The 26,818-nt window shown below is 48.4% G+C and carries 20 protein-coding genes; 1 reads left to right on the forward strand and 19 read right to left on the reverse strand.

What is annotated here, in order from left to right:
- Positions 1–68 precede the first annotated feature (68 nt).
- The 5 genes from MHH92_RS16705 to MHH92_RS16725 form a co-directional block, all read right to left on the reverse strand.
- On the reverse strand, positions 69–794 hold the full coding sequence (locus tag MHH92_RS16705; protein ID WP_211082254.1) for a ThuA domain-containing protein: 726 nt from the start codon (positions 792–794) through the stop codon (positions 69–71).
- 70 nt (positions 795–864) lie between these two features.
- Complete coding sequence (locus tag MHH92_RS16710; protein ID WP_036613779.1) at positions 865–2,037, reverse strand: Gfo/Idh/MocA family protein; 1,173 nt, start codon at positions 2,035–2,037, stop codon at positions 865–867.
- Positions 2,038–2,091: 54 nt separating this feature from the next.
- Entirely contained in the window at positions 2,092–3,141 is a 1,050-nt protein-coding gene (locus MHH92_RS16715) for a LacI family DNA-binding transcriptional regulator (protein WP_340905016.1), read from the reverse strand.
- 483 nt (positions 3,142–3,624) lie between these two features.
- Entirely contained in the window at positions 3,625–4,707 is a 1,083-nt protein-coding gene (gene glpX / locus MHH92_RS16720; RefSeq protein WP_340905018.1) for a class II fructose-bisphosphatase, read from the reverse strand.
- Positions 4,708–5,396: 689 nt separating this feature from the next.
- Positions 5,397–5,915 (reverse strand): GNAT family N-acetyltransferase, encoded by a 519-nt coding sequence (locus MHH92_RS16725; protein ID WP_340905020.1) that lies wholly within the window; start codon positions 5,913–5,915, stop codon positions 5,397–5,399.
- Positions 5,916–6,038: 123 nt separating this feature from the next.
- Here MHH92_RS16725 and MHH92_RS16730 point away from each other — a divergent pair, with 123 nt between their 5' ends.
- Positions 6,039–6,683 (forward strand): YczE/YyaS/YitT family protein, encoded by a 645-nt coding sequence (locus MHH92_RS16730; RefSeq protein WP_340905022.1) that lies wholly within the window; start codon positions 6,039–6,041, stop codon positions 6,681–6,683.
- 82 nt (positions 6,684–6,765) lie between these two features.
- Here MHH92_RS16730 and MHH92_RS16735 read toward each other — a convergent pair whose 3' ends face one another.
- The 14 genes from MHH92_RS16735 to MHH92_RS16800 all read right to left on the reverse strand — a co-directional run bounded on the left by MHH92_RS16735 (position 6,766) and on the right by MHH92_RS16800 (position 26,715).
- The gene (locus MHH92_RS16735; protein ID WP_340905024.1) at positions 6,766–9,345 is read right to left on the reverse strand and encodes a X2-like carbohydrate binding domain-containing protein; all 2,580 of its coding nucleotides are present in this window, start codon (positions 9,343–9,345) and stop codon (positions 6,766–6,768) included.
- A gap of 363 nt (positions 9,346–9,708) precedes the next feature.
- A complete protein-coding gene (locus MHH92_RS16740) occupies positions 9,709–10,227 on the reverse strand; it encodes a (2Fe-2S)-binding protein (RefSeq protein ID WP_340905026.1) in 519 nt (172 codons plus the stop codon).
- Complete coding sequence (locus tag MHH92_RS16745) at positions 10,224–12,749, reverse strand: molybdopterin cofactor-binding domain-containing protein (RefSeq protein WP_340905027.1); 2,526 nt, start codon at positions 12,747–12,749, stop codon at positions 10,224–10,226. The genes MHH92_RS16740 and MHH92_RS16745 overlap by 4 nt, the downstream gene beginning before the upstream one ends.
- Before the next feature lie 33 nt (positions 12,750–12,782).
- Entirely contained in the window at positions 12,783–13,697 is a 915-nt protein-coding gene (locus MHH92_RS16750; protein WP_340905029.1) for an FAD binding domain-containing protein, read from the reverse strand.
- A gap of 287 nt (positions 13,698–13,984) precedes the next feature.
- Positions 13,985–14,635 carry a nucleotidyltransferase family protein gene (locus tag MHH92_RS16755; protein WP_340905031.1) on the reverse strand — a complete coding sequence of 217 codons (651 nt, stop codon included), beginning with the start codon at positions 14,633–14,635 and terminating at the stop codon, positions 13,985–13,987.
- Positions 14,601–15,881, reverse strand: a complete 1,281-nt coding sequence (locus MHH92_RS16760) for an XdhC family protein (RefSeq protein ID WP_340905032.1) — start codon at positions 15,879–15,881, stop codon at positions 14,601–14,603. Before MHH92_RS16760 ends, MHH92_RS16755 begins: the two co-directional genes overlap by 35 nt.
- Positions 15,882–15,923: 42 nt before the next feature.
- On the reverse strand, positions 15,924–17,246 hold the full coding sequence (locus MHH92_RS16765; protein ID WP_340905034.1) for a 5'-deoxyadenosine deaminase: 1,323 nt from the start codon (positions 17,244–17,246) through the stop codon (positions 15,924–15,926).
- A gap of 137 nt (positions 17,247–17,383) precedes the next feature.
- Entirely contained in the window at positions 17,384–18,979 is a 1,596-nt protein-coding gene (ggt, locus tag MHH92_RS16770; protein ID WP_340905036.1) for a gamma-glutamyltransferase, read from the reverse strand.
- Positions 18,973–20,214: a pyridoxal-phosphate-dependent aminotransferase family protein gene (locus MHH92_RS16775; RefSeq protein WP_047843323.1), complete on the reverse strand. Its 1,242-nt coding sequence runs from the start codon at positions 20,212–20,214 to the stop codon at positions 18,973–18,975. Before MHH92_RS16775 ends, ggt begins: the two co-directional genes overlap by 7 nt.
- Before the next feature lie 6 nt (positions 20,215–20,220).
- Positions 20,221–21,528 carry a Zn-dependent hydrolase gene (locus tag MHH92_RS16780; protein ID WP_340905040.1) on the reverse strand — a complete coding sequence of 436 codons (1,308 nt, stop codon included), beginning with the start codon at positions 21,526–21,528 and terminating at the stop codon, positions 20,221–20,223.
- A complete protein-coding gene (allB, locus tag MHH92_RS16785) occupies positions 21,525–22,928 on the reverse strand; it encodes an allantoinase AllB (RefSeq protein WP_340905042.1) in 1,404 nt (467 codons plus the stop codon). The genes MHH92_RS16780 and allB overlap by 4 nt, the downstream gene beginning before the upstream one ends.
- A gap of 43 nt (positions 22,929–22,971) precedes the next feature.
- On the reverse strand, positions 22,972–23,349 hold the full coding sequence (uraH, locus tag MHH92_RS16790; protein WP_340905044.1) for a hydroxyisourate hydrolase: 378 nt from the start codon (positions 23,347–23,349) through the stop codon (positions 22,972–22,974).
- On the reverse strand, positions 23,349–24,854 hold the full coding sequence (gene pucL, locus MHH92_RS16795) for a factor-independent urate hydroxylase (protein WP_340905046.1): 1,506 nt from the start codon (positions 24,852–24,854) through the stop codon (positions 23,349–23,351). The genes uraH and pucL overlap by 1 nt, the downstream gene beginning before the upstream one ends.
- 238 nt (positions 24,855–25,092) lie before the next feature.
- Positions 25,093–26,715, reverse strand: coding sequence for a PucR family transcriptional regulator (locus tag MHH92_RS16800; RefSeq protein WP_340905048.1), 1,623 nt, complete (start codon positions 26,713–26,715; stop codon positions 25,093–25,095).
- Between the last annotated feature and the right edge of the window lie 103 nt (positions 26,716–26,818).

The raw sequence follows: 26,818 nt of genomic DNA on the forward strand, positions 1-26,818 counted from the left end.
AAATGGTTTATCCATTGAGGATGAATGGTTAACACTGAAGTTACGTTTGCAATCCAACTACAATCTCATTAGTTCTGGTTGTCCGCCATACCTGTGTACACTTCGGTTGATGCACTTACTCGACTCTTGGCAAGCTCTTTGCCTGCTGCTGTCCATTTGAATCCGCTGCGCATCATTTCAGTCACGGGTTTCATGTCTACAATGTCTGCATGATGTCCCAGTGAGTTGTAGAATACCCGTCCTGCGCCCCAGCGTTTCGTCCAGACAACAGGCATATCTACGGGGCCATTCGCTGCATGCGGACCAGTCACCACTGGGAAACGAGTTGTTGCCAGCACTTCCACTGCCGGATCTACGTGCAGGTAGTACTGTTCACTTTTTACCTGAAAATCTTCAATATGATCCAATAACGGGCTAGAGCCGCGCTTCATGTTCACCATATACTCCACACCATCGTTACCTGGATGGGCAACCCATTGTCCACCCGTCATAAACTGCCAGTCTACGTTATTTCGGAAGGCATCACACATCCCGCCATGAAGACCAGCCAAGCCCACACCGCTCTGAACAGCCGCTGATACGTTATTGACGAGTTCTTGCTCAATCTGTCCCATTGTCCACAAAGGCACAATCAGATCCAGACCCAGCAGCTTCTCTGCATCCGCATAAGACTCCAACGTATTTGAGACTTCAACCTCAAACTGTTCTTCCTTCAAAATACGTTCAAAAATCGCTGCTACCTGCTCCGGTTCATGTCCATCCCAGCCGCCCCATACAATCAGTGCTTTACTCATCGTTTATTCACTCGCTTTCGCCTAGTTTAGTTGTGTTCAACCCTATTCCTGACGTCACTGTCTTGCTTGCTCACATCTCTTCAAGCGTCACCCAGCGTCGCTCTGTCACCGAACGTTCTACCGCTTCCAGTACAGCCTGACAAGCGACCCCGTCGTGGAAACTCGGTGATGGTTGGCGTCCTTCAGAGATCGCTGTTACCAGCTCCAGCATTTCATGGGTGAACGTGTGCTCGAATCCAATCGTATGTCCGGCAGGCCACCAGGCTTCAGCATATTTATGTGCCGGATCGGTTGCCAGTACACGGCGGAATCCCTGTACGTCCTCTTCATCCTTTGTGAAATAGACTTCCAGTTCGTTCATCCGTTCAAAATCAAATCGTACACTGCCGAGACTGCCGTTAATCTCAAACGAGTTCGTACTGCGATGCCCCGCTGCAAAACGTGTAGCCTCGAAGCTGCCCAGCGCCCCTCCTGCGAATCGTGCCAGGAACAACGTAGCGTCGTCAACAGTCACTTCTCCTTTCGGTGCATCCGCATTCGAACTGCCCTTTGCACTCAGACCGGTCATCTCAGCTGCAAGCGGTCGTTCTTTGATGAAGGTTTCGCTCATGCCGATGACTTCCTGAAATTCACCAACAAGGAAACGAGCCAGATCGATTAAGTGCGCGCCCAGATCCCCATGGGAACCGGAGCCAGCCACTTCTTTTTGTAAACGCCATACCAGCGGGAACGAAGGATCCATGATCCAGTCCTGCAAGAAAAAAGCACGGAAATGATAGATCTTACCCAGTCGTCCGCTCTCCACCAGATCCTTCGCTAATTGCACCGCTGGTGAGAAACGGTAGTTGAACCCGACCATATGTGCGACTCCAGCATCCTCTGCTGCCTGAAGCATCTCACGCGAATCCGCAAGTGACAGGGCCAGTGGTTTCTCACAAAACAGATGTTTGCCCTGACGAGCTGCTTCCAACGCAATTTCCTTATGGGCATCACTTGGCGCGTTAATATCAATCAGATCGATATCATCCCGCTTCACTAGTTCACGCCAATCAGTCACACTTTCGGACCAGCCGAACTGATTCGCCGCCTCTTGAACTCCTTGCTCGTTACGTCCACAGATCACAGACATCTCAGGCTGCAACGGAGCAGACGGGAAAAACATCGGCAGACTGCGATAGGCGTTACTGTGGGCCTTCCCCATAAACTTGTATCCAACCATTCCGACACGAAGACGATTTGACATGATCATTTCCTCCTTTGGAATAATAAAAAGTCTTTCAATATGTGTACCAATAAACTATTGACGGATAGAAGAAGCACGGATGATCAGTTCGGTAGGCAACAACGCTCTCGCTGATTCGGTTACCGCTACAACAGAGTTATTCGCTTTATGTGTGTCACCCACAGACCCATGCATAAGCTTCGATACTGCAAGTTCACCCATTTCAAAAAATGGAACCCTGACGCTGCTCAGCGGCGGAACCGCCATCTCGGCGGCATCGGAGTCGTCATAACCCACAAATGCCGGAAAATCCGCAGGCCCTATTCCCCGCTCACGCAAACCATGCATGACACCAATGGCCATCCGGTCATTGGCCGCAAATACAGCATCAATCTCATGTAGGCGATCTGCTACAGTCGCTGCCGCCTCAATGCCACTTCTTCTACTATAATTCCCTTTAAGCAATAGACTCGGGTCCAGCTCCATATTTGCTTCTTGCAGGCCAAGACAAACGCCTTCCATTCGCTCCTGGCTGTTGGAATAGCTGTCTGGACCATTGAGAAAAGCGATTTTGCGATACCCCTGATCCGTAAGATGACGTATGGCAAGTCTGCTTCCTTCCACATGATCCGCATCCACTTCCGTGAACGATTGGCCCTCAAAATGCTGATTCATGACACAGAATGGGTGTCCTTCCTGATGAAGTTGCTGCATGGCCGCCAGTTCTTCATGATCATCTCTGGCACCAAGGATAATGCAAGCGTCCACTTTCTGACGCCGGAACAGATCCGCATAATTCATCACTTCACCGGGTGTTCGGAACATAACCAACAGGTCCATGCTATTGTCTCTGGCTTTGCTTCCAATCCCACTCAGCATTTCCGAGAAAAAATACGCCGAGAACAGATGCGCCTTCGGAACATAGGGTAATACCACCCCAAGGTTCCCGCTTTTACTTCTGGCAAAACTGCGAGCAAGCGCGCTGGGCACATAGCCTAACTGTTCGGAAGCTTCAAGAACCTTGCGGCGTGTCTCTTCTTTAATAGGGCCTACCCCATTAAGCACCCGGGAGACCGTCGCCTCGGAAACACCCGCAAGATCAGCCACTTCTTTACGAGATGCCATGAATTTCACCCCCTTTTATATAAGTTGAACTAAAGATTATTTACACTGACACTACGATGACAGAACAACCTTCCAATCGCTGTTATCCCCAGATTTTTCGATTCCTTTTTTCTAAAGGGGAAAATCCGGGGATAAAGGCGAACGCTTTGCTTTTTCAGGTTTTTTCTGTCCTCTCCGTTATCGTGCAAATGATTAGTTCAACATATATAGCTCATCAATAAATCAAATAGTAATTAAAAATCGATATTTATGTACGCGCGTACATTTTCTCATGCCATGTAACCGTTGTCAATGCTTTTAACACAAAAAAATAATGAGGGTTTGGGTTAATCCAAGCCCTCACTATTATCTTGCCAGAGATGGTATTTTCATTAACTCCATGCTCTGTAATCTTAGGGGTTCAAGTTACTTATCAAACTTAAATACAACCTTAAATACAACGATTTTAGTTGATCCTGTTTGTTCAATTATGGGAAGTGCAGCTCACAACGTCGTTGTAACGCCAAGATCAACGGAGGATTGACTAAACTCAGCTTGCTCCATCGTTTTCGCATGACTCGGAATGCGATCCGAGGGTTCTGGCGTGGATTGGAGCTGTCTTACTTTGTGCAACACTTCTTTGTTCGGCAGAAAGTGTTGGGAACGAATAAACCGAATTGTTTTGGTTTTGGCACGCATAACAATCGAATCGGTCTCGGCACGATCATCCGCAAGATACCGTACCCCTCCCAAGATCTCACCTGGCGTCACACCTGTTGCGGCAAAAATGACATCCTCCGTGCCGATCATATCCTGCATCGTTAACACTTTGTAAGGATTATCGATCCCCATCTGCAAGCAGCGCTGGAATTCGTCTGCGTTGGCAGGCATCAGACGACCTTGGATCTCACCCCCAAGGCAAGATAGCGCTGCGGCAGCCAGTACACCTTCTGGCGCTCCTCCAGATCCGACATACAGATCAATACCCGCCTCCGGGAAGGCCGGTGCTATCGCACCCGCAACATCACCGTCACTGAGGAACTTGATCCGTACGCCAACCTTGCGTAGCGTCTTGATGGTACTCTCGTGTCGCACACGATCCAGAATCATCACAGTAAGGTCTGAGATGTTTTTGTTCAATGCGGCAGCGGCTTTCTCCAGTGTGACTTCAACCGGGTCTTCAATGCTGACCTTGCCTACAAGTGCAGGCCCTACCGCCAGTTTCTCCATATACATGTCCGGTGCGTGGAGCAGGTTCCCTTTTCCCGCCACTGCAATAACCGATAGAGCGTTGTTTAGTCCTTTGGCCACGATTTCTGTACCTTCGAGCGGGTCTACAGCCACGTCAACCTCAGGCCCCTCAGCGTTGCCCACTTCCTCGCCGATGTACAACATGGGTGCTTCATCCATTTCTCCTTCACCGATTACCACCGTGCCGCGAATGGACACGGAATCGAACATAGCGCGCATGGCCAAAGTAGCCGCTTCATCTGCACTGTTCTTGTCGCCTCGTCCCATCCAAGGTGCTGAGGCTAACGCAGCCAATTCTGTTACTCTGACAATTTCCAACGCCAGTTCGCGTTCCATTTTTCCCACTTCCTTTCCAATTTCCAAAAGCATAACGTGAAAGCGGTACTAAATCCATCGCAAATCCATATGAAATTGATCTATAAAAGGCGTAGTAGCGCCTTTCGAACGCTTTATACCTTATTTATCCAATTAATATTTTGGTTGATTAGTTCCTTTTTTGGGCTGGTTTTAAGAGTCCAATCCGCCTGAATTCTTACTTGAAATATTAATTTTATTTTCCATTTTCCGCTCTAAAACTAAATAATTCAACATGGTGGATTAACACGTCCGTTTCATGTGCAAAAAGTTCTTTTAACATGAGGTATATACAACTTATATACTGATTATTAAGAACGTAACGCTATCTAACAAACTACAAACGAAAACGATTTTCGGATGACTGTCCAAGCGTAGAAATAAACTAATAAATTGTATTGATGATCCTTGAGATCAGCCTGTTGCCTTCACGATTATTGAGCAAAATATTACTGCTAATTATGTATTAATCAGGCCTTTAACTTTTGCTAAAGCCATAGATGCAGCTTATGAAGGTCATCGAAAATAATTAGTTTACATAATATTTGTTATGTATTAAACTTCGTCAATTTCTTCATTTTTTATTCAACGGTTCTGGTAAAACATAAAAAAGCCCGAAAGAATTCTGCTCAATAGCATTTTTCTCCCAAGCTTTTCCCTCGATGATCCAGTTACAGTATCGTTTTGGTCATTATAAAATCAATCTGTTCCTCATCTCCCATGTAAAACGCATGGGCTCCTGTCTGTACAAACCCCATCTTTTCATAAAATGCGATGGCATTTTCATTTTTCTCCCACACGCCTAACCAAATATTCGTTTTGTGATGTTCTGTTGCCATCTCTATGGCTTTATGGAGTAGCACTTTACCAAGGCCATGTTTTTGGAACTCTTTCTTGATGTACACCCGCTCGATCTCAAGGGATTCCACGCCCATCTTCTCAGACTGAGCATCATTGATATTTACCTTCATGTACCCTGCCACTTTATGGTTGACATAAATAAAAAGAAATTGTGAATCCGCAACGGACAGTTCCGTTTCCAATTGCTCCCGATTAAACGCCTTTTCCAGATAAGCTTTCATATTTTCGGGTGAATTTTGCGCTTTAAACGTTTCATTAAACGTCTCATAACTAATCTCCTGCAGTTCACATACATGTTCAATGGTACATATCTCTATACGAATCGTCATCTATATTCACATTCCTTTAACAAGTTAATCGTTTGTTGCAAATGCACTAAAAAAGGGTTACATTGAATTTATCTCAATTTTGTTGTATTTGCAACATAATTTCTAAAAAAGAGGTCGAATGAATTGAAATATGTACTTTTTGTCGCAGGTATTCTAATCTTAACACTTGGCATTTCCCTTACCATCCAATCTGAACTGGGTACCTCTCCGTTTGATGCACTTCTGGTAGGGCTGTCACATCATGTAGGGCTTAGTGTAGGTAGCTGGGAGGTCATCATTGCTTTCCTATTAATTGGATGTAATTCGCTTTTGAAGCAGCAAAAACCCGAGTTTCTGGGGCTCGTCACCGCATTCATTACTGGTGTGGGGATTGATATCTGGCTTTATGTATCTGATTCCTTGATCACACCCGAAGTTTGGTACAGCAAATTAATGACTTTTTTCATTGGTTTAGTGATCATAAGTATCGGCACGGCGATTTATTTACAGACCAATTTTGCACCCATTCCGATTGACCGCTTAACATTAATCTTGCATGAATTCACTCAAACGCCCTTATTTGTATCGAGAACATTCATTTACCTTGTATTTTTAATTCTGGCGTTTCTGCTCAGTGGACCGATCGGGCTTGGAACGTTGATAACCGTATGTTGTGCAGGTGTGCTTCTTCAGTTCATTATGGGCCATACGAAAAGGATAATAGATCGCATATTAACAGATATGGATACATCGTCACATACTAAAAGTGATAAAGAACATTCCGTCTAATCGGTGTACACCTTCTACACCATAAAAAGGCTGAATCAGAGGTTCAACCCCTGATCCAGCCCATTAAACGTGCTATCTACCTTTACGGCTCAATTCCCCATACCAGCTGACCGTTCACATACCCGGTAACCTTATCATGGTTTGCGAACTGACTACCGGTTGCCTTGAACGAGTAATCGTTAGTCTGAGTGTAATTCGACCAATTATTTTTGGAAAAGCGTGTTTGAATCTCTGCGCTCTGGCCCGCATTCAGTAATCCCGCCGCACTTGTAAAGCCCACTTCCAGATAATGATCCGCTCCGGCAACTGGAGTCGCCAGTTTAACGAAATTGCTCGTTACATTCGCACTTCCCATACTGGCCCAGTCGGACCAGAAACTCTGAGCTTCCTCCCCGTCAATTGTATAGTAATAACGGATTTTTACATCACTTAAAGGAATATCCGAATTGCCTGAGTTGACCAATTTGAACTTGGGTGAGACGCCGTTGGTGGATGCACTTGTATTGCCGTTAAAAGCTTGAATCGTCAAATCCCCCGCTGGCACATTAACCGTGCTGTCTACCACATTCACCGTTAACACAGCGTTATTTCCCCCATTGAAGTGAAAGGTCAACACGTTCTGGCCCAGGGGAAGCGTCGCAAGATAGGATTTGTTCAGAACAACAGCAGAGCTGGACGCTGTATAATTCTGACCTGATACAAGAGTAGCATTCCCCTTCGTGATGCTTGTAAGCTGACGGCCGTTTAAGGTGAGAGATACGGTAATATCCTGTGCTGAATTCGTCGCTTTATCAAATGTTGCATTCACAGGAGAGATCACAGCATTTGTACTCGGTGTTGAATCCACAATTTTGACTTTTAACACAGGGTCCTGACCTTGATTAAAATCCAGAACAATCGAATGCTCACCAACTGGCAGGGTTGCCAGATAAGCTTTTTTCAACAGCAATGTGCTTCCGTTCATGGTATAATCTGTCGTTGCGGTCAACGCATTGTTGCCTGCCCGGAGAGCAGTTAGCGTATTGCCGTTTGCATTCACGGTTACGGTTTTATCGCTTTGATTGGGTGTGTATTTGTCAAATTCAACGTTTCCAGGTGTGATGGATGCACTGGGATTGGGATTGTTAACCTTTAGATTTGGCAGCTCATCCAACGTAATGACATAATCACTTTGATAAAGCGTTTTCAATGTTGCCGGGTAATTAAAAGCAGAACTCATCAGATGCTCGCCATACCAAGGACAGAAGTACAGCCATCCTGATTTCTCCTCTGTAAGATTTTTCACACTTGGAATCGTGTCGTTCTCCGTCATGGCTACCATTTTCGTACCGTTCGTCAACTCAACAAGCTTATAGAAAATCGAGGTAATCGCATCTTCATTCGGTACGCCGGACAAACCGTCATAACGGTTGTAGATCGTATTGTATTTATCATATCCGACAAGATCTACCTGATCATCGCCCGGATACCAGGCAGGAGAAGTGCTGTATACGTAACTGTTGTAGGTCCAGATCAGATTGTGCAAGCCATACGTCTCGGTCAGTTCGGTATACAGCAGATCCCATAGCTCTTTGTACACTTCTGCGCCTGCCGAAGCCCACCAGAACCATGCACCTTCCCCGTTCAGCCCGCCGTTGCCTTCTGCTTCATGATACGGACGGAAAAGCACTGGCACATCGTTATCTTGCAAAATCAGCAATTGTTCTGCCAGATCCTCGATGGTCATCATCACGTATTGATACTCTTTCGTACCGGGAATTACCGCATTTGCTGTATTAAAATTCGTTTCTGTTGGCTTGTAGGTAGCCTCTTTCCAATCCACAAAGTCCCCAAGCTCATACGTATTGAAATTACGAGGTACATTGATATGCCAGGAAGCTGTTGCAATACCTTCACGGTTATTCACCCAATCAATCATGCGATCGGTTGTACCGTCCTCCCAACCATACAACGGATTATAATTCATCAGATCAAAGCCACGGATTGCAGGATACTTTCCGGTCAGATCATGAATCCATTCGAATTCAAGCTCCGAATCTCCGTCATTCCCTCCTCCGTAGATCTCTTGCTGACCAGAAATAATGTTGTTTCCGTATACCTCCGTTAAATAATTCATCAAAATTTGAGTTTCCGGTGTAGCTTCAGGATCAGTGAGAACTGGCTGCACATTCAGGGGATCCAGATCAGCATGATCCACTGTGAAAGTGTCAAAATACGCGAAGCCCCAGCCAGCCTTCAGCTCAATCGTGTTGGCACCCTGATTCAACTTGTGAAAGCCAAAATCGAAGTCTGACCATGTTGTCGTGTAAGGCAGCATGTACGCACCCTTCGTAACACCATTCACGATTAAATTTTGTGACCTTCCATCTGCACTAAGCTCCTGCATATATCGTGTGGAGATTGCGTACATGCCGGTTTCCGGGACAGTCACTGTGAAGGTTAATGTGCCAGAGTTCTGCATCCAGACAAATCCGGCCCCTGAAAATCCGGGCTTGGGTTGCCCATAGATTGAAGTAACCACTTGAAGATCCGGGGTGAGCTGCGCATCTTCGCTTTCGATGGTGAACAATGGTGTGTCTGCATGAACGGGCGCTGTCATTAATCCAAGCAGTAGGACCAATGCCAGCATCATTGCGGTTGCCTTTTTGAGCAAATTTTTCATCAATTCCATCTTCCTTCCCAAGTGAAATATGATAATGAAATGTCAATGAACCCATTCATGATGGCGCTTTCATTTTAAACATAGCATGCACACCAATATTTGTAAATATATGGTGAATGAGAATGTTTGAAATTCTTTTGTACCAGTACTTTGAACATTATATTTCCTTTCTCTCATTCGAGTTGATAATTGACGAAAACGGTTCATAATCTAATCAATTTAGCGTATGAAACTTCATCTCACATTAGATGTGTACTTGAAAGAAAAACTGATAAACAACTAAAAAAAGCATTCCTATTCGGATGCTTTTTCACGTATGTTTCTTCAATTGCCCTTGCTTATGTCTGCGTTATGCGTCCCGCCTCAACTTACGGTTTCCTCGGTAAACGTTTCTTTTACCACACAGCGTTCCCCTGCCTTGCGTACCGCCCGAATAATGCCACCGTAGCCGGTACAACGACACAGATTCCCGCACAATCCTGTTTCAATCTGTTCTTGAGAAGGCTCAGGATGTGCATCCAGTAATGCCTTGGTTGAGATCACCATGCCTGGAGTACAGTAGCCGCACTGGAAGCCACCTTCCTCCACAAAAGCCTGTTGAATCGGATGCAGAGTGCCTTTCTCCTCGCCGTGCAGACCTTCAATCGTCATAATGTCACTGCCTTCACATTGATAAGCCATGACAAGACAGGAATTAACGGGTTCTCCATCCATCAGAACCATACATGCGCCGCAGCGACCAACTTCGCAGGATACTTTGGTACCCGTTAGCTGCAAATGAGTCCGAAGCACATCGACAAGTCGGGTCGTTTGCGCGATCTCCAGATGTTTCTGTTCGCCATTCACAACGGCTGTCCAGTGATTCTCAAGTGGTTTACTCATGATGGACTCACTCCTTCCTGCAAAGGTACATTTAAAGGTCTGACCAGTTGTTCCCTCGGTACAGGAAGACGGTTAACCCATACGCCTGTCGCCTGGTGAATTGCAGCTGTTATGGCCGGCGCAAGCGCAACGGAGCCTATCTCACCGATCCCCCTAGGACCAAACTCATCACCTTCGGGTAAGTCTTCAATAGCCTCAACCTCCAGATTGGTATGAATATCCTGAATGGTTGGGATCAGATACGTGTCGAGGTTCGTGGTTACATAACGGCTGTCCTGCATGACCGCATCCTCCGTTAACGTGAATCCAAGCGCCATGACACTGCCACCTTCAATCTGTCCGATATAACCCATAGGGTTGATAACCGGGCCTGCCGCTACAACATGGCGTGTATCAAGTAGCTTAGTTTCGCCGGTCAATGTATTTACTTCCACCTCTGCCGCAACCGCCGCATACGTATACAAATAATGCCCGCCTACCACGTTGTCTGGCGTAGTTGGGTAATCAAACTTTGTATCAAAAATCCATTCATCGGCTTCGCCCTGCGTTGCGAGTTCAGCATACGAGATCAATAAGCCTGATGAAACTCCCTCTTTCACCAGGTGATGAGATGCGCCTAAATAACTTTCAGCAGTTTGATCACTTTCAGTCCCTACAGCAACGATCTCAGCCACTATAGTTCTTTCATCCTTTTCTGGTTTTCCTGCTTCTTCAGACGTTTGATTTACGCCTTCCAGCGCCAATGCTACTTTCTTCTCGCTCTTTCCTGTCCCTTGCACCTCTGTTTCTACTTCTGAAGTTTCGGCAGGAAGCTGGCCTTTGCGCCATACACCACCAAGTCCTGTTACCAGTTCATCTGCCGGAACGCCTGACATTTCAGACGCGACAGCGAGAACATGGGAACGAAATGGAGTCTGCAAGCGTTGAAGAGCCATCCAAGCCATCGTTGTTGAACGTGAAGCTGTGCTTGATCCGCTGTGTGGCACACGATCCGTATCGCCGATAATAATACTGAGATCCGATGTACTGCATTGAAACAGATCACATAGCATAATTTCCAGCGTTGCAACGAGCCCCTGGCCAAATTCCTCGTAGCTGAACGCCACCTCAATCTTGCCTTCGTTATTCAGAGACAGACGGCCTCCCGCAGGGTCCGGAATGCCGTAACCCAGCCCTGCACCATGCATGGCGATGGCTGCTCCGACTCCGCGTTTGATCCACGGCGGCAGAGCAGGATCTGCCGGGGGACTCTGATGTTTTTGCCACAGTTCGGAGCGATCCAATGCCTCCCATACTTGGGACAGTCCATCCGTAACCAGAATGCGTTGATTTAGCGGTCCGGGATCATTTTTTTCCCTCATATTACGTCTGCGGAACTCCCAAGGGTCCATGTTCATGATTGCTGCAAGCCGATCCATCTGGCCTTCCATGGCAAAAATCGCCTGATTCCCGCCAAATCCGCGAAACTCACCTGACAGCCCGTTATTCGTATATACAGATACACCTTCCACATCCACATTTGGAATGGCGTAGGGTCCAAGGCAATGCTCGGTACAGAAGTTCAGCACGGGTGCACCAAGTGTGGCATACGCTCCGGTATCTGCTGTAATACGGACACGATGCGCCTGTATGATGCCTTCTCGACTCATGCCAGTCTGCATTTCAATCTTCATTGGGTGACGTTTCAGTCCTGCACGCACGGATTCTTTACGCGAATTATGCATTTTCACAGGACGTCCGCATCTTAAAGCCAGTAATGCACCATAGGGCTGTACGTTTAGTTCATCTTTTCCGCCAAATGAACCACCAATCGGTGAAGACACCACCCGGATATCTTCTTCAGAGCAACCAATAATGCGCGCAAGTTGCATCCGGTCTTTATAACCGTGTTGCGTTGCCGCGTATACATTCAGCCTTCCCTCTTCATCCGGGACAAACAGGCCACCTTCTGTCTCCATGTACGCATGCATCTGACGAGGCGTATAATACGTCTCAGTCACGATATGATCACACGTGGCAAAGGCTTGCTCAGCATCTCCACGTTTAATCTCCGTCCGATGAAGCACATTACCTGGTCCATGCTCATGCAGCTCTGGTGCGCCGGGAGCCAATGCAGCATCTGTATTATTCAGAGGTGTGAGTTCCTCATACACGACACGGATCGCATCCAGTGCAAGCGCCGCACATTCCGGGGAATCCGCAGCAACCGCTGCAATGGCGTCACCGACATAACGTACAATATCCTCGCAGAACACAGGCTGATCCGGGGTCGCTATGCCAAAACGATTCAGTCCAGGCACATCTTTGGAGGTCAGAACCGCATAGACACCTTCCAACGCCTCAGCTTCCGAAGTATCTATAGACAGTATACGAGCATAAGGATATTCGCTTCGCAATACTCTGCCATGAATCATGTCAGGTAGCGTCATATCCGTCAGATATTGAAGCTGGCCTGTTACTTTGGGTGCCCCATCTGGCCTCAGGTGCCAACGTTTCCCGCTCTGTTTCCGATTCAGCAGCATGATCCCTCTCCCCCTTTGTGTGATCGAAGTCTTCTATTCGTGAAGTTCTTCCCATAGCCCGGCGCCAAGCATGTTGCCCGCGGTCTGTTTGCGATAATGTTCTGTTGCAAATGCATCGCCATACGTCGTAAATTCGTCAGTCACAGCAGCTGCAAGAGTCGCCGCTTGCATAACAGTAGCTTCGCTACCAAGAAGCTGTCGTTCCGAATCCAGAAGTCGCATCGCCATGCCTGAGCCTCCACCAGCTGCAATCGCAATCTTGGTCCAGCGGTTATCCAAATCAATCTCACCGTATAACGCAACCGTCACCAGCGAAGCACTGAACGTCTCCCGTCGACCCAGCTTGCGGTAAAAGGAAACTTCTCGTGCTGCATGTCTCTGCTCACTGTCCACATCAAGCAGAGATGACGGTCTCATCGGGATATGAATGGAAATCAACACATCACCTGGATTCCGACTTCCATCCCGTCCACCTCGAAGCCAGGATGACACACTGCGGATCTCAATGCCGTTGTCCGTCAACCAGTGCAGCTTCGCATCATATACAAGCAAAGCAGGCAGCGTATCCCCTACTCCGGACACAATATTCCCCCCAATGGTTGCCACATTTCGAATGGAAGGAGCCGCAATTGCATTCACCGCTTCTTGCAGGATCGGCAGTTGATGCAGCAACGCTTGTGCAGCACATTCCTTTAATCGGGTCATTGCGCCAATGACCATCTCATCTCCACGAATAGATATACCGCTCATTTCAGGAATACAACCCAGACTAATCATGTGTTCAGGCGCTGGAACCAAGCCACCCTCCCACTGGGTTCGTAGCAATGTTCCACCTGCCGTGAAACAACATATTCCTTTGAGTCTTCTTCTTAACGTTTGCAGTTCTTGCAGGTTCTCAGGTTGCAATACCGATGGCATGGCTCCAGAACCGTATGCCGCTGTTACCATCGCTGCATCCCCTTTCTCTCTCTTCCTTGGGCAGGAAATTCAACCGTCTGATCCAGATAATTCTTCAAATCATATGAGAGTTCAGCAGCAACGTCAATTACCTTTACATCGTTTTGGATAAATGTATAAAACCTGCGTTCTAATTGTGCTTGATGCATTATGATCTATCGAAAGCTAACACAGACTCTCTTTCATCACATGATAAAAGAAGACAAACAGGCCAACCAGACTGCCTGGCTGACCTGTTCATGTCATTAAATTAAACATAATTATTCATCTTCTCCTGTTCATGAGTCTGTCTGCTCCGATTCATATACATGATTCAAAATGCGTTCCAATTCCGGTTCTGTATCCGCATCCCAGAAACAGGACTCAGACAGTGGTACATGTACACCGGAATAGTTAGCGCTGCGCATAATCTTGCGTGCCCCCTCATCTCCATGCAGAGACAACAGAGGTCCGAACATATGGGAGCGAAAAGCAACGGGCGGCTTGCCTCCCTCACCGTCTGTAGCTGCGACATAGTCACACAGTTTGTGGGTAGCCAGTGCTGTGGTCACCCGATTAATATCCTGCGTTTGTAATAAAGGCTGATCACCCAGTAACATGAGAATGCCTTCCGGTTTGTACTCCATGGCCGACAATACGCCAGAATGAAGAGAATTGGCCATGCCGCAAGCATAGTCTGCACAGGCCACAATTCGAAGTCGTGCTGTGGCATGATAAGCATATGCGGCTGAATCAACCCATTTTACAGGCAGCCACGCCAATGAATCTTCCGGTTTGACTACACAGACCACTTGATCCAGATCCGAATTCAGCGCAGCTTCCAGTGACCAAGCGGCCAGTGATCTCCCGTCCGGCATGACAACCGAGAGTTTATCCCGACCAAGGCGACAACTCTTACCTGCTGCCAGAACTATGCCCGTCATTCGCATGTGCAACGCTTCCCTTCTGCCCCAGCTCGGAACTCAAGGAAGAAACCTTATGTTTACATGCGATCAATTCCGCGGCAATGCTGATGGCGATCTGTTCGGGACCGTCCGCTCCGATGCTCAAACCAACGGGAGAATGTACATATTTTAACGGTGGTAAGCCATCCAGCAGACGGGCCGTTCGTGTTTTGGAACCCATGATGCCAAGATACGCATACTCACAATCCACTAATATCTCCAACAGTTCACGTTCGCGGGGGAAATTGTGACTCATCAGAATTAAATAATCCCCTTTGTTTACGTTTAACAGAGGCATGATCTCACCTGGGAAACCCAGTACAAGTTCGGTTCCAGGGAACCGTTCCGAGGTGCATAAGGACTCTCGCCAATCGGCTACAACTACTCGGAATCCTGCGGATTGGGCGAGTCTGGCAACAGGAATAACATCATTCCCGGCTCCGATGATAATCAGGCGAGGTTTAGGCGTGTACAGCGAAGTAAGTTGCTGCGGAAGCTCCCAGGGATTCGTTGAAATTCCGTCATTTGTCGGTATTTCAGCATCAGTATCAGAGATATGTTGTGAATCACCGGATAGATGGGAAGAGTGAGACTCGTTTGACAAAACAGGTACCACTTCAGGCACAAGCGTAAGGCGAGGTATGTCGGGAGAATGTTGTTTTGATACCGCATGTTCATACTTGATTTTCCCACTGCTGTGTACATCAACCTGCAATGAAGCTGGATTATTGTTCGTCACGCGATCATGAGGTGGGACGAGCGAAGGACGCAAGATTGGCTGGCGCCGAGTACCCGTTGGTTCAATCCGTTTCCAGCCATATTGAACCTTCGTGTAATCATCTTGGAACGTTCGGGTTAACGCTGTTGCACTGCCGGATTGAAAACACTCGTACATCTTATGCAACGTATGTCGGAGTTCACCACACACGGGTTCAAGCAACACAACAACGAGTCCGCCGCAGCCAATCGTCTCCCCCCAGGACAGATCATCTTTGGGACGCATGTCGTACTCCGCAAATTCCATCTGGTTTGTATCCAGCACACGGCTCACCCGGGCCTGAAGATCACTCTCCAGACATCCCGGACTGATACTGCCAACCATTTTGCCATCCTCAGTCAACAGCATAGCGACTCCCTGCTTACGGTAAGCATGACCCTCTACCTTAATCGCTGTTGCGAGCACGCAGCGCGTTTCACGGGCTGCAATTGCACACAGATCATGCATTTCCATAGCGGTCTCCATCCTTTCTGGAATTGCATAAACTTCCTTCGATCAGATACGTTTCATCAATCTTGCAATACTCTTATCCGACTCACGCAGCACAATGCCACGATCAATCGTCTGAATCTTACGATTCTTGAGCACGATACTTCCGTCAATAATAACGGTATCCACACAGCTACGTGTTGCGGAATACACTATGCGGGAATAGACATCCGTCTCATAGGAAGGGTACGTGTGGAAATCATCCAGATCCAGCAGCAGCATATCTGCCTTTTTGCCCACTTCGAGACTGCCAATTTCCTTCGACAAGCCAAGCACCTCTGCACCGCCCATGGTAGCCATGCGTAATACGGTCCGAGCATCCATCACCGTTGGACCATGAGGAATCTTCTGCATCAGGGCCGTCAGGCGCATCTCCTGAAACATATCCAGATTGTTATTGCACGCGGCACCATCTGCCCCAATCCCAACCGCGATCTGACGATTCAGCAGATCTGGAATATCCGCTACCCCGGAGGAAAGTTTCATATTTGATCCAGGACAGTGAGTGACTTTGACACCACGTTTGCGGATGATCTCCTTCTCTTCCTCACTCAGCCATACACAGTGTGCCAGTACCAATCTGGGGGTCGCCAGACCGATATGATCGAGGTATACGATGTTACGCATTCCGCGTTCGTGTTCTACCAGTTCGATCTCTCCGCGATTCTCGGAGGCATGGGTGTGGACTTTGACATGATATTTATTCGACAGGTCGCGCACCTCTACCAGCAATTCTTCGGTACACGATACAACGAAGCGTGGACAGAAAGCATACTGAATGCGACCTCCGCCAAACCCGTTCCATTTCTCCAGCAGATCCACACTCTGTTGCAGCGAAGTTGCTGTATCCTCACGGAGGGGTTCCGGAACCTCGTCCCCATGATCCATCATCACTTTGCCCGAGATGACCCGGATGCCGCTCTGTGCCATCGCCTGAAATGCGGAGTCTGTGTGATGTACCGTCTCCATATCCAGAATGGTCGTGGTTCCGCTGGAGATCAATTCGCCGAGTCCAAGCATTGCCGAATAATAGACGGACTCCTCATCATGCGCTGCTTCCAATGGCCAGATACGTTGACGGAGCCAATCCATCAGTTCCAGATCATCCGCACGTCCACGGAACAAGGTCTGACACAGATGAATATGCGTCTGGATGAAACCTGGCAACAGCACTTTACCACGAGCATCAATGACTTGGTCAGCTTGCATATCGATGTGCGCTGCAATCTCCTTGATTTTATTATCCTCGATCAACAGATCTCCAATGAACACTTCCTCTTCTGCATTCATCGTCACAAGCTGTGCACCTTTCAGCAGGATCGTTCCCATGCCAATCTCCCCTATCTGTGTCTGTCTATATATTACAACTCATACATATTTACACTTGCACTCCGATGACAGACCAATCTTCCGATCGCTGTTATCGTGTAAATATCTAGTTGAACTTATAAGTGTTCTTGTAGCTGTTACCACCCAATAGCCATACCATCACCTCTAGGGTCTGCTGCGCCACTAATCATGCCGTCCTCACGAATGACAATGCCTTGCGACTGTCCCATAATGCCGTCCCACGGCGCTCTCGCTTCAACGTTATGTCCCCATTGGGCAAGGGTTGCACATACGTCATCGTGATATCGGTTCTCCACACGCATCGTATCGCCTTCTTCGCCCCAGGTACGTCCATACACCCAACGCGGCAGGTTGATCGCTTCCTGGATGTTGAGCCCGTAATCAAGCACTCCGGTAAGCACAGATAATTGTGTCTGCGGCTGCCCTTCTCCCCCCTGTGTACCCACGAGCATATAAGGTTTGCCATCTCGTGTAACAAGGCCCGGCATGAGGGTGTGGAATGAGCGTTTGTTGGGTTCCAGAACGTTGGCATCCCTCAGATCTAAGGAGAAAAACGACCCCCGGTTCTGCATGATAACCCCCGTATCCCCCGGAACATACGCTGCACCGAAGTCAAAATACAGGCTTTGGATGAATGAAACGGCATTGCCTTCGCTATCAACAACCGCTGCATACGCGGTGTCCTGACCTATCGTTTTGGACAAAAACGGCTGTGCCACAGGTGGAGCAGACTGAATCTCATTCCACAATTGGTCTCCGTAATCCTTGGATAACAGATGATCCAGCGGAATGTCCCTGAAATCCGGGTCCGTCAGATAACGATCACGATCACGAAACGCCTTTTTCACCACTTCCGCCATCAGATGATAGAATTCCGGTGAGGTACGTGCTACAGAGGACAGATCCGTATGCTCCAGCATATTTAACATCATCAGCATCGAGAATCCCTGCGAGTTGGGCGGCATCTGATGAACTTCATAACCACGATACTCCGTGCTAACGGGTTTCACCCACTCGCCACGATGCCCTGCAAAGTCTGCTGGGGCAAGCATGCCCCCATCCTCACGAATAGCCGAAGTCAGACGATTCGCGAGTTCTCCTGTATAAAAAGTATCTCGCCCTTCCGTCTGAATCAGACGAATGGAGGCAGCAAGATCAGGCTGGATCAGCAGCTCACCTTCCTGCAAAAGTGTACCCAAAGGCGCAAATACCGCTCGCAGCGGTGTATGGCCCATAATGAAATCTTCATTCCTTTCCATCCACAGGCGGAGATTCCGGGATACAGGGCATCCTTTTACCGCATACTGTGCGGCAGGTTCAAGCAACTGCTCCCACGGTAACTTACCGTACCGAGACCAGACTTCCCACCAGGCATCCACCATTCCCGGAACCGTGATGGCACTAAGCACACCGCGTTGAGGGATGGCATTCATGCCCATCGCTTTGAACGTATCGGCATGAATGCCTGCGGCTGAGCGGCCACTTCCGTTATAAGCGGTAATCTCACCGCTCGTTCCATCATGAATCAGGAAGAAGGCGTCCCCTCCAAGTCCGGTCATATGCGGATATACCACACCCAGAGCTGCACTGACCGCAACAGCAGCATCATAAGCATTCCCGCCCTGCTGGAGGATGGAGCTTCCCACTGCACTCGCCAGATAATGAGGAGTAGTAACCATGACCTCCCTGGAGATTGGCATCTGGTTTAACATAAGGCACCCTCCTTCCCTGCATACACATCCAATGCGGCCTGCACCGCTTCACCGGCAGGTAATATGTGACGATGACGGAGAAGAACAGCTTCCAGCGCTCCAAGCACATGTAGTACGTTTTTGCGTTGGCAACTGAATCCCATTGTACCAATCCGCCAGATCTGTCCTTTCAACGGTCCAAATGAACTGGCTATCTCAATGCTGAAGTCGTTCAGCAACATGCTGCGCACCGATTCACCATCAATCCCCTCCGGAATCGTGATACAAGTGACCACCGGAAGTTTACTGGACATATCCCCATACAACTGTAGTCCCATTCCCTGAATTCCAGCAACCAACGCACGTTCATTCACCAGATGTCTCTGGAACCTGGCCTCCAATCCTTCTTGCAGCAGAATACGCAAACCTTCGTGAAGACCGTAGAGCATGGAGGTAGCTTCTGTATGGTGGTTCAACCGTGCTGAACTCCAGTAATCCTGCAATTGGCTCAGGTCAAAATAATTGCTGGCAATCGTGCGTCCTTCTGCCCTCGCACTGGTTGCATCTCGCAGTCCGCGTTCAACTGTTTTGCGGCTCATCAGTTTCTGCTCCACTCGACTGTTGTATGTGAGAGGTGCCATCCCTGAAGGAACAGACAGGCATTTCTGCGTACCACCCATTACCGCATCCAGATGCCACGCATCCGTCTCCACCGGAGTCCCACCAATGGTAGCCACAGCATCCACAACGAGTAAAATATCAAGATCACGACAGGCTTTGCCAATCTCGGCAAGGGGCTGCATCTGTCCGGTGGAAGTCTCACCGTGAACCATCGCAACCAGACTTGGTTTATGGGTATGGATCGCCTTGATCACCTCTTCCGGATCAAATACCGTTCCCCATTCCGTTTCAAAAAAGACAACCTCTGCACCGCAACGTTCAGAGATTTCAACCAGCAGATGTCCGAATCGCCCGTAGATCGGGACGAGAACTTTGTCACCGGGCTGAATTAGACTGACCAACACAGCTTCTATCCCTGAACGGGATGTACCATCAACTGGATAACACCACTCGTTATCTGTCATATACAACTCTCGCAGCATCGCCATTGTCTCGTTCATCAAGGATGTGAACTCTGGGTCAAACTGCCCCAGGATCGGAAAGGATAATGCTCTTAGCACACGCGGATCAACCTCAACGGGTCCCGGGGTCATAATGGTCCGCAAGGACGGAGATAACTCTTTATAGTTGGACATCTGCATTCAACTCCCGTAACCGTATTTATAGAGTAGCCGGACCAGAACCTGAAAACCGTGCATCAGGTCTGCTTCAGCTGTATATTCAAGTGGATTATGACTAATACCGTCCTGACTCGGCACAAAAATCATGGCCGTCGGACAAGCCGGCTGAAAAATCTGCGAATCATGTCCCGCGCCGCTTGGCATTAACCAGTAGGACAACTGCTCCTGCTCACAGGTATCCTGAATGTCTGAGATCATCTGTGCGTTCATGGGAATAGGTGTGACGGATAGATGCTCTTCCCAGTCCAATACAAGCTGCTGCTCGGCTGCGATACGACTAAATGCCTGGAGCATATCCTGCCAGCAGCGATCAATACTCTCCTGCCGGATATGGCGGATATCGAGTGAAAACACCGCCCGTGCTGCAACTACATTCCCAACACCCGGATCGGCCGTGATTCGCCCAACCGTAGCTACAAGCGGTTCTCCTGCATCCAATGCGACACTCCTTACCACAGTAATCATCTCGGCTGCTCCGGCAAGTGCGTCTTTGCGCCAGGACATCGGCGTCGTTCCTGCGTGATTCGCTTCCCCGCTTACGGTAATACTGAACCGCTTCTGACCTACGATATCGGATACAACTCCAATCGAATGTCCAAGACGTTCCAGAACCTGACCTTGCTCAATGTGAAGCTCAATAAAGGCACCGTAATTTTTCGCGGCAGGTCTATATGCACTATCGGGTCCAAAACCCGCATCCCGGATCGCTTGTGTAAAGGTAACGCCGTCTTGATCCTTCAAATGTTCTACGTCTTCCAGAGCCGTTATGCCTGTTATACTGCGTGAACCCCAATACGCGAAAGGGAATCGACTTCCTTCTTCTTCGCATAACGATACCACTTGAAGTGTGCGCTTCGGTGCTCCGAAATGCTTCTGCAAATACTCCAATGCCAGGACTCCCGCCACCACACCGTAAGCACCATCATATTTGCCGCCATACACCACAGTATCAATATGTGATCCGGTCACAATCGGTAATTCTTCAGTATCAGTCGCTGATTCCTTACCCTCACTCTTGAGTGTGCCATACAGATTACCGGACTGGTCAAATTCGGGAGACAATCCTTTCTCCTGCATTTTGGCTGCAAGGGCACCTTGTGCTTCACACCAAGCCGAGTCATACAACAGTCTTGTAACGCCGCCCTGTGCATCCGCGCCATATGTCGACAGCCAGTCAAGCATGGCTTGCAGCTCCACCTGTTCCACATCCGGCAAAGGAAGAGGTGCGTTATTGGTACCGGATGACCGGTATACTCCAGATTCTGTCATGGCGTCTCCTCCATTCCCGCTTCGATGGGACTAGAAGAGTAAGCCGCAATGTGTTGCCCGAGAGGCACAGGAGATAATCCGGATTCCGAGTTATATACCCGTTGCCCACGGCAAAATACGTCTGCAATCTGACAGTTAAATGTACGTCCCACATAAGGGCTCTGTTTATGCGTATAGAGCAGATCCTCCGTGTTCAGGGTTGTGCTTCTCTCCCAGTCAATCAGGACCAGATCTGCATCCTTGCCAATTGCAATCTCCCCTTTACTCTCCAGACCAAGCCTTCTGGCAGGCTGAAGGGAGAGTACTCTTCCGAGCAACGGGAGGTTTATATTACGCTGAAGATGTCCGTCCTCCAGCATGATCAGCAGTGTGCTTTGCGCTCCGGATATACCTCCCCAGATTTCAAAAAAGCTATCGGATTGTTTCATGGATGGCGGACATGGCGAATGGTCTGAGGCAATAACATCAATTAATCCTGACGTCAGTGCATCCCATAACAGCTCCTGTTCGGAAGAGCTGCGAAGCGGTGGAGCGCATTTCGCTACAGCACCCAATCGGACAACATCCTGATCGGTTAGCGTCAGATAATGAGGGCATGTCTCCGAAGTCACATCCTGCCCACGCCGTTTTGCTTCTGCAATTAGATCCAGGGCTTCCCGGGTACTAATATGCACAAAATGCAGCGCACACCCGGTCTGTTCACCGTATCTCAATGCCCGCGCAACCGCGACGACTTCGGCTTCCACAGGACGGGACTGGACATAGTCCATCGGTCCAGTCCTTCCCTCTGCAATGCTTTTCACGCCGAGTTCGGCAACCATGCCTTCGTCCTCTGCATGAAGTGCCAGCACACGGTTTAATGTTGCAATTTCATGCATCCCATCCAATAGCGTGTGGTCATCGGCTCTGGCAAAAATATCTTCCCCATCTCCACCTGGCTCGGACATAAATGCCTTGAATCCGGCAGCACCCAACCCTGCCAGTGGAGCAAGTTCCTCACGATTGCCGGGAACCAAACCTCCCCAGAAGGCATAATCAACATAGGATTGGTCGGCAGCTGCTTTCTTTTTCATCTCCCATGCTTCCGGCCTTGTGGTTGGTGGTACACCGTTAAGCGGCATATCGACATAGGTCGTGATTCCCCCTGCGGCAAGAGCTGCCGAACCCGATCGAAATCCCTCCCAACTGGCGAGTCCGGGTTCATTGAAGTGTACATGAATGTCCACGACACCCGGCATCACTGTAAGCCCCTCAGCTTCTATGATGCAAGTCGCTTCACCAGCGGTCAGCCGCGTGGATAGTTCCGTTATTTTTTCACCAGTTATGCCAATATCCAGTTGTTCTACCCGATCTCTCAGCACCACCCGGGCCCCCCGGATGATGGTATCAAATGTTGTCATGTGGATGACCCTCCTCCTGAATCAGAACCGGATGTGTGCATGTTCAGCTTCCCCGGTATGTACTGTAACCCCCTGGAGCAATCAATAACGGAATATGATAATGTCTTGATGCATCTGATACGGCAAAACGAATCGGAACAATCGTCCATAATGCCTGGCCTAGCTCCTCCAACGAACGCTGTGCGTAATAACTCTCGACATGGAATTGAAGCTCATATATGGCTGGCTCCAACTTGCCTCCATCCAGCAGCGGTGCATCCAAACGTCCATCCGCATTGGTCACCGATTCAGCCACTTTTGTCTTGCTTTCCTGCTCCCCATCCCTCTTCAGGGTATACAGCTCGATCCGAACACCCGCAGCAGGCACGCCTTTGGATGTATCCAGCACATGAGTTGTAATTCGTCCATCAGACAGCGCCATTAGACGTCACCTGCTTTCCCGGAGTCACGGCCGTCTGTTCCCAGATCATCCCTTGTCATCGAGAAACCCTGGAATCCATATGGCGGTCTCGGCTCGGTAAACACTTTGCCTTCCCCCTCTTTTACTTCCTCCAGCACTGTCTCCCATGTCCGATTGTTGGACTCAAATGAAACCTCACTCAGTTGCTCAAATCGACTTAACAACCTTCGTCCAATCTGGTAGATCAGATGTTGAATGGAAGCGGATCGACACTCATGAAATACCGCAGCAGCCAAATCTCTGACCTGTTCCGCCGCTACATACCGTCCACGTTGATCGTCCATGCCATCTCTCGGATCTTCATAACGCCAATTGATGTTCAGGAAAATAAATAACGGTCGATCCCATGTCTCTGGAAGAGTGGTATATTCATCCTGCATAAATCCGGCAAATTCACTGCCTTTGACCTTGATCAGTCTCAGATCGGCTACACCACTGAAATGGTTGCTGAGTTCAATCGAGTCTCCTGTTCGTTCTGCTTCCACGGCAGCTGTCGCACGATCATTCTGTGAATAACGAAATACGAGCGCACTCGGTCGATAACTTCCTTCTAATCCAATGGGTATATCTTCAAACGGAATCTGGTCCGCTGTCATCTGAACCTTGCTCATCTGTGGATACGTCTCCAGAAAACGCCGACTTACCAGCGCAAGAAATCCTTCCACCGTCGCTCCTGTGTAATCCGCTGCATGTTTGAGAATGAAATTTTTCATCGAATCGGTTGCTACCACCAGCGAATTATCCCCTTCTGCAAAAGAAGGCAAGAATTCATCCCCCTGCACAGCCACCTTGATGTTCAATCCAAACAGAATATTGCTGCGTCCGATAAAAGGAGATTCCGGAATGGACTGTATGCCCGTCAACGGTTTGGCGTAGGAACGGTACATCCACACATCCCCTTTACCGTAATACATCGTCCGCTGCTGCACTGCGGCTGGCTTGCTCACGAACTCATGTTCATGACCGATCTGTGCAAGCCACTGCTCCAAGCGAATGCCCGCAATTTTGAATACTTCCTTCAATGCAGTCTCGAATTCTTCTTCCCTGCCTCGGCGATGACGTTGTCTCATGGATTCGAGGATGGAGCTTGCGGTATGGCCTTTAACGGCCAATATGAAAGGAAAGCCAAATTGGCTTGTATATGCTTTGTTTAATTGTTGAAGTTCGTTGTATTGCTCTTGTGAGAGTGAATCAAGTCCTGCACCAGCCTGCTCCTGAACGGAGTTGCTGCTCATGCTGATTCGTGCTCCAAGATCCGGGTGATTACGAAGCAACTGCAACTTCACCTGGTCATCCGATGCCTGAACCTCGTTTTTCATCACTTTCATCATCTGTTCAAATGAATCAAAAGGTCGTAAAAGCCCGGCACGCTCAGCCACCCATGGTGATTCCTCAAATAAGCCGCCAAACGTATGCACAAACTGTGTGATAGACCAGTTGTTAACAAGTTTAATTAAGTCGCTCATGTTAGAACCTCCGGTCTGTTGTGGATTATTGTTCTTCATTCTAAGTGCCGTTCAATGTCGCGACAACAATATTTACGCAATTTTGTAATATAACATAACATCAGAGTTGTGATTTGTTTGCTGTGCACGGGAAGATCAACTTTTGTGGTCCTCAAACATGAAAAAACCGCACTCCATCAACGGAATGCGGTTCTTGGGGTCTAACCCGGTAGCATTGTCATCTTGCACAATGTGCGGCCTAGAGCTGGATATTGTGGGGTCTTGCAGCTGCTTTGTCCCGCACAAACTTGCGGAAGGTGAATACCAGCTTTAATTTAAGCAGATCATTCGTTTTCTTAAAGTCCATTTGCAGCAAGCTGCCGACTTTCTCCATCCGATAAGTGACCGTGTTGCGATGCACAAACAGCTGTTTGGCAGCTTCATTGATCAGTCCATCATTTTCGATAAAGGACTCCAATGTATTCATCAATACCTGATTGGGATCACCATCCCTGGCAAGTAACGGTTCAAGCACTTTGTTGCAGTAGTTCTCCATGATGTTATCCGGTACGTGTTGGAACACATAGGCAAATTCAAGCATTTCAAATTGCAACGCACGGTCTTTCATGCCGAACCGACGAGCCAGTTGTCGAGTATCGAGACACTCCTGGTATGCTTCACGGAGCGATTTGGGTTCATGTTTCATTTTGCTGATCCAGAAACGCGGAGCCGGTGCTCCTTTCGCTTCTTGCGCTGCCAGAACATCACCGAAACGGTTCAAGAGAAAACTTGATAGCTCCTCTCCATAATCTCGCCCTGTTGGGCAGGTGTAGATGGACAGAATCCCATCTTCGATCTGAAAATGCTGTGAGGCCGTGAATTGCATCAGCGGATTGTACTGCAACTCACGATGAATCTGTTTAAGCAGCTTACCCTCGGCAAACAGAGTCGGCTCAAGCGTGATCAACACGCACTGATAGGTTCCCTGGAACAGATGGATTCCTTTGTTTTCACTCAAGGTGGTCAATTCCTGAACAGTCATTTTGTTATCCAGATACTGTGAAAGCAGTGTACGCATCTCATCTTGCACCGTCGGATTAATATGCTCGCGATAAGTCATATCCATATAAAATGCCAGCACATCGGCAGCCTGTTGAAACAGCTCTTCCTCTGCTCGAAGCGATAGGGCTGAATCCGTAAACACAAGCAACGACCCGTACTCTTCATCATTTTGCTTAATCGGTACGCGATGACAACTTCCCTGATTCCATTTCACTCGGTGCATGACGGATTTCCAAGGCCAGCCTTGGGTTACAGCATCCCCTGCAATTCCTTCACTACCATACAGCACATGCCCACGTGAACCAATGACGGCAAGCGGATAGTTCAGTACCGTGGCAAGTTCGGCAAACACATTCCGATGTGGCTGCTGTTGCAGCGCAAACTGCATTAATTTTTTCTGCTTTTGCACAACCTCATGCAGCAAACGGTTGCTACGTTCATGTTCAGCCTTGAACAAGGCATTCATCTGGTCGGAGAAGGTGAATTGAAAGGGGAGCTCAAGGAGTGGCAAACGAAGCCGATCAGCTTCCTCAACAATACCTTGGGGAATGGACTGCCAGAAACGTCCCAGCTTGATGCCGAGTCCTGCACAGCCGCGTTCATTCAAACGTCGCATCAAACGTAGTGCATCCGTCTCACTGTCTTTCATAATAAAAGCGGTGGTGAACAACATTTCTCCGGATTTGATCCAATCCGCGATATCAGGAGCGTCCATGACGTTAACGGATTTCATCATCCGTGAAGTCCCTTCTCCACCCGCAACCAGTTTGGCCTCTGACAACGGGTACACCTGTAAAGCCTCTTTAACCGTAAGTTGCATGGACACTACCTCCCATATATATAACACGATATTATGACATTCTGATTACTATAACTAAATTCCGCATTATTTTTCGAATTAAATCCATTTTCAGGCGTTTAAC

Source organism: Paenibacillus sp. FSL M7-1414, from assembly GCF_038003195.1.
GTDB lineage: Bacteria > Bacillota > Bacilli > Paenibacillales > Paenibacillaceae > Paenibacillus > Paenibacillus amylolyticus.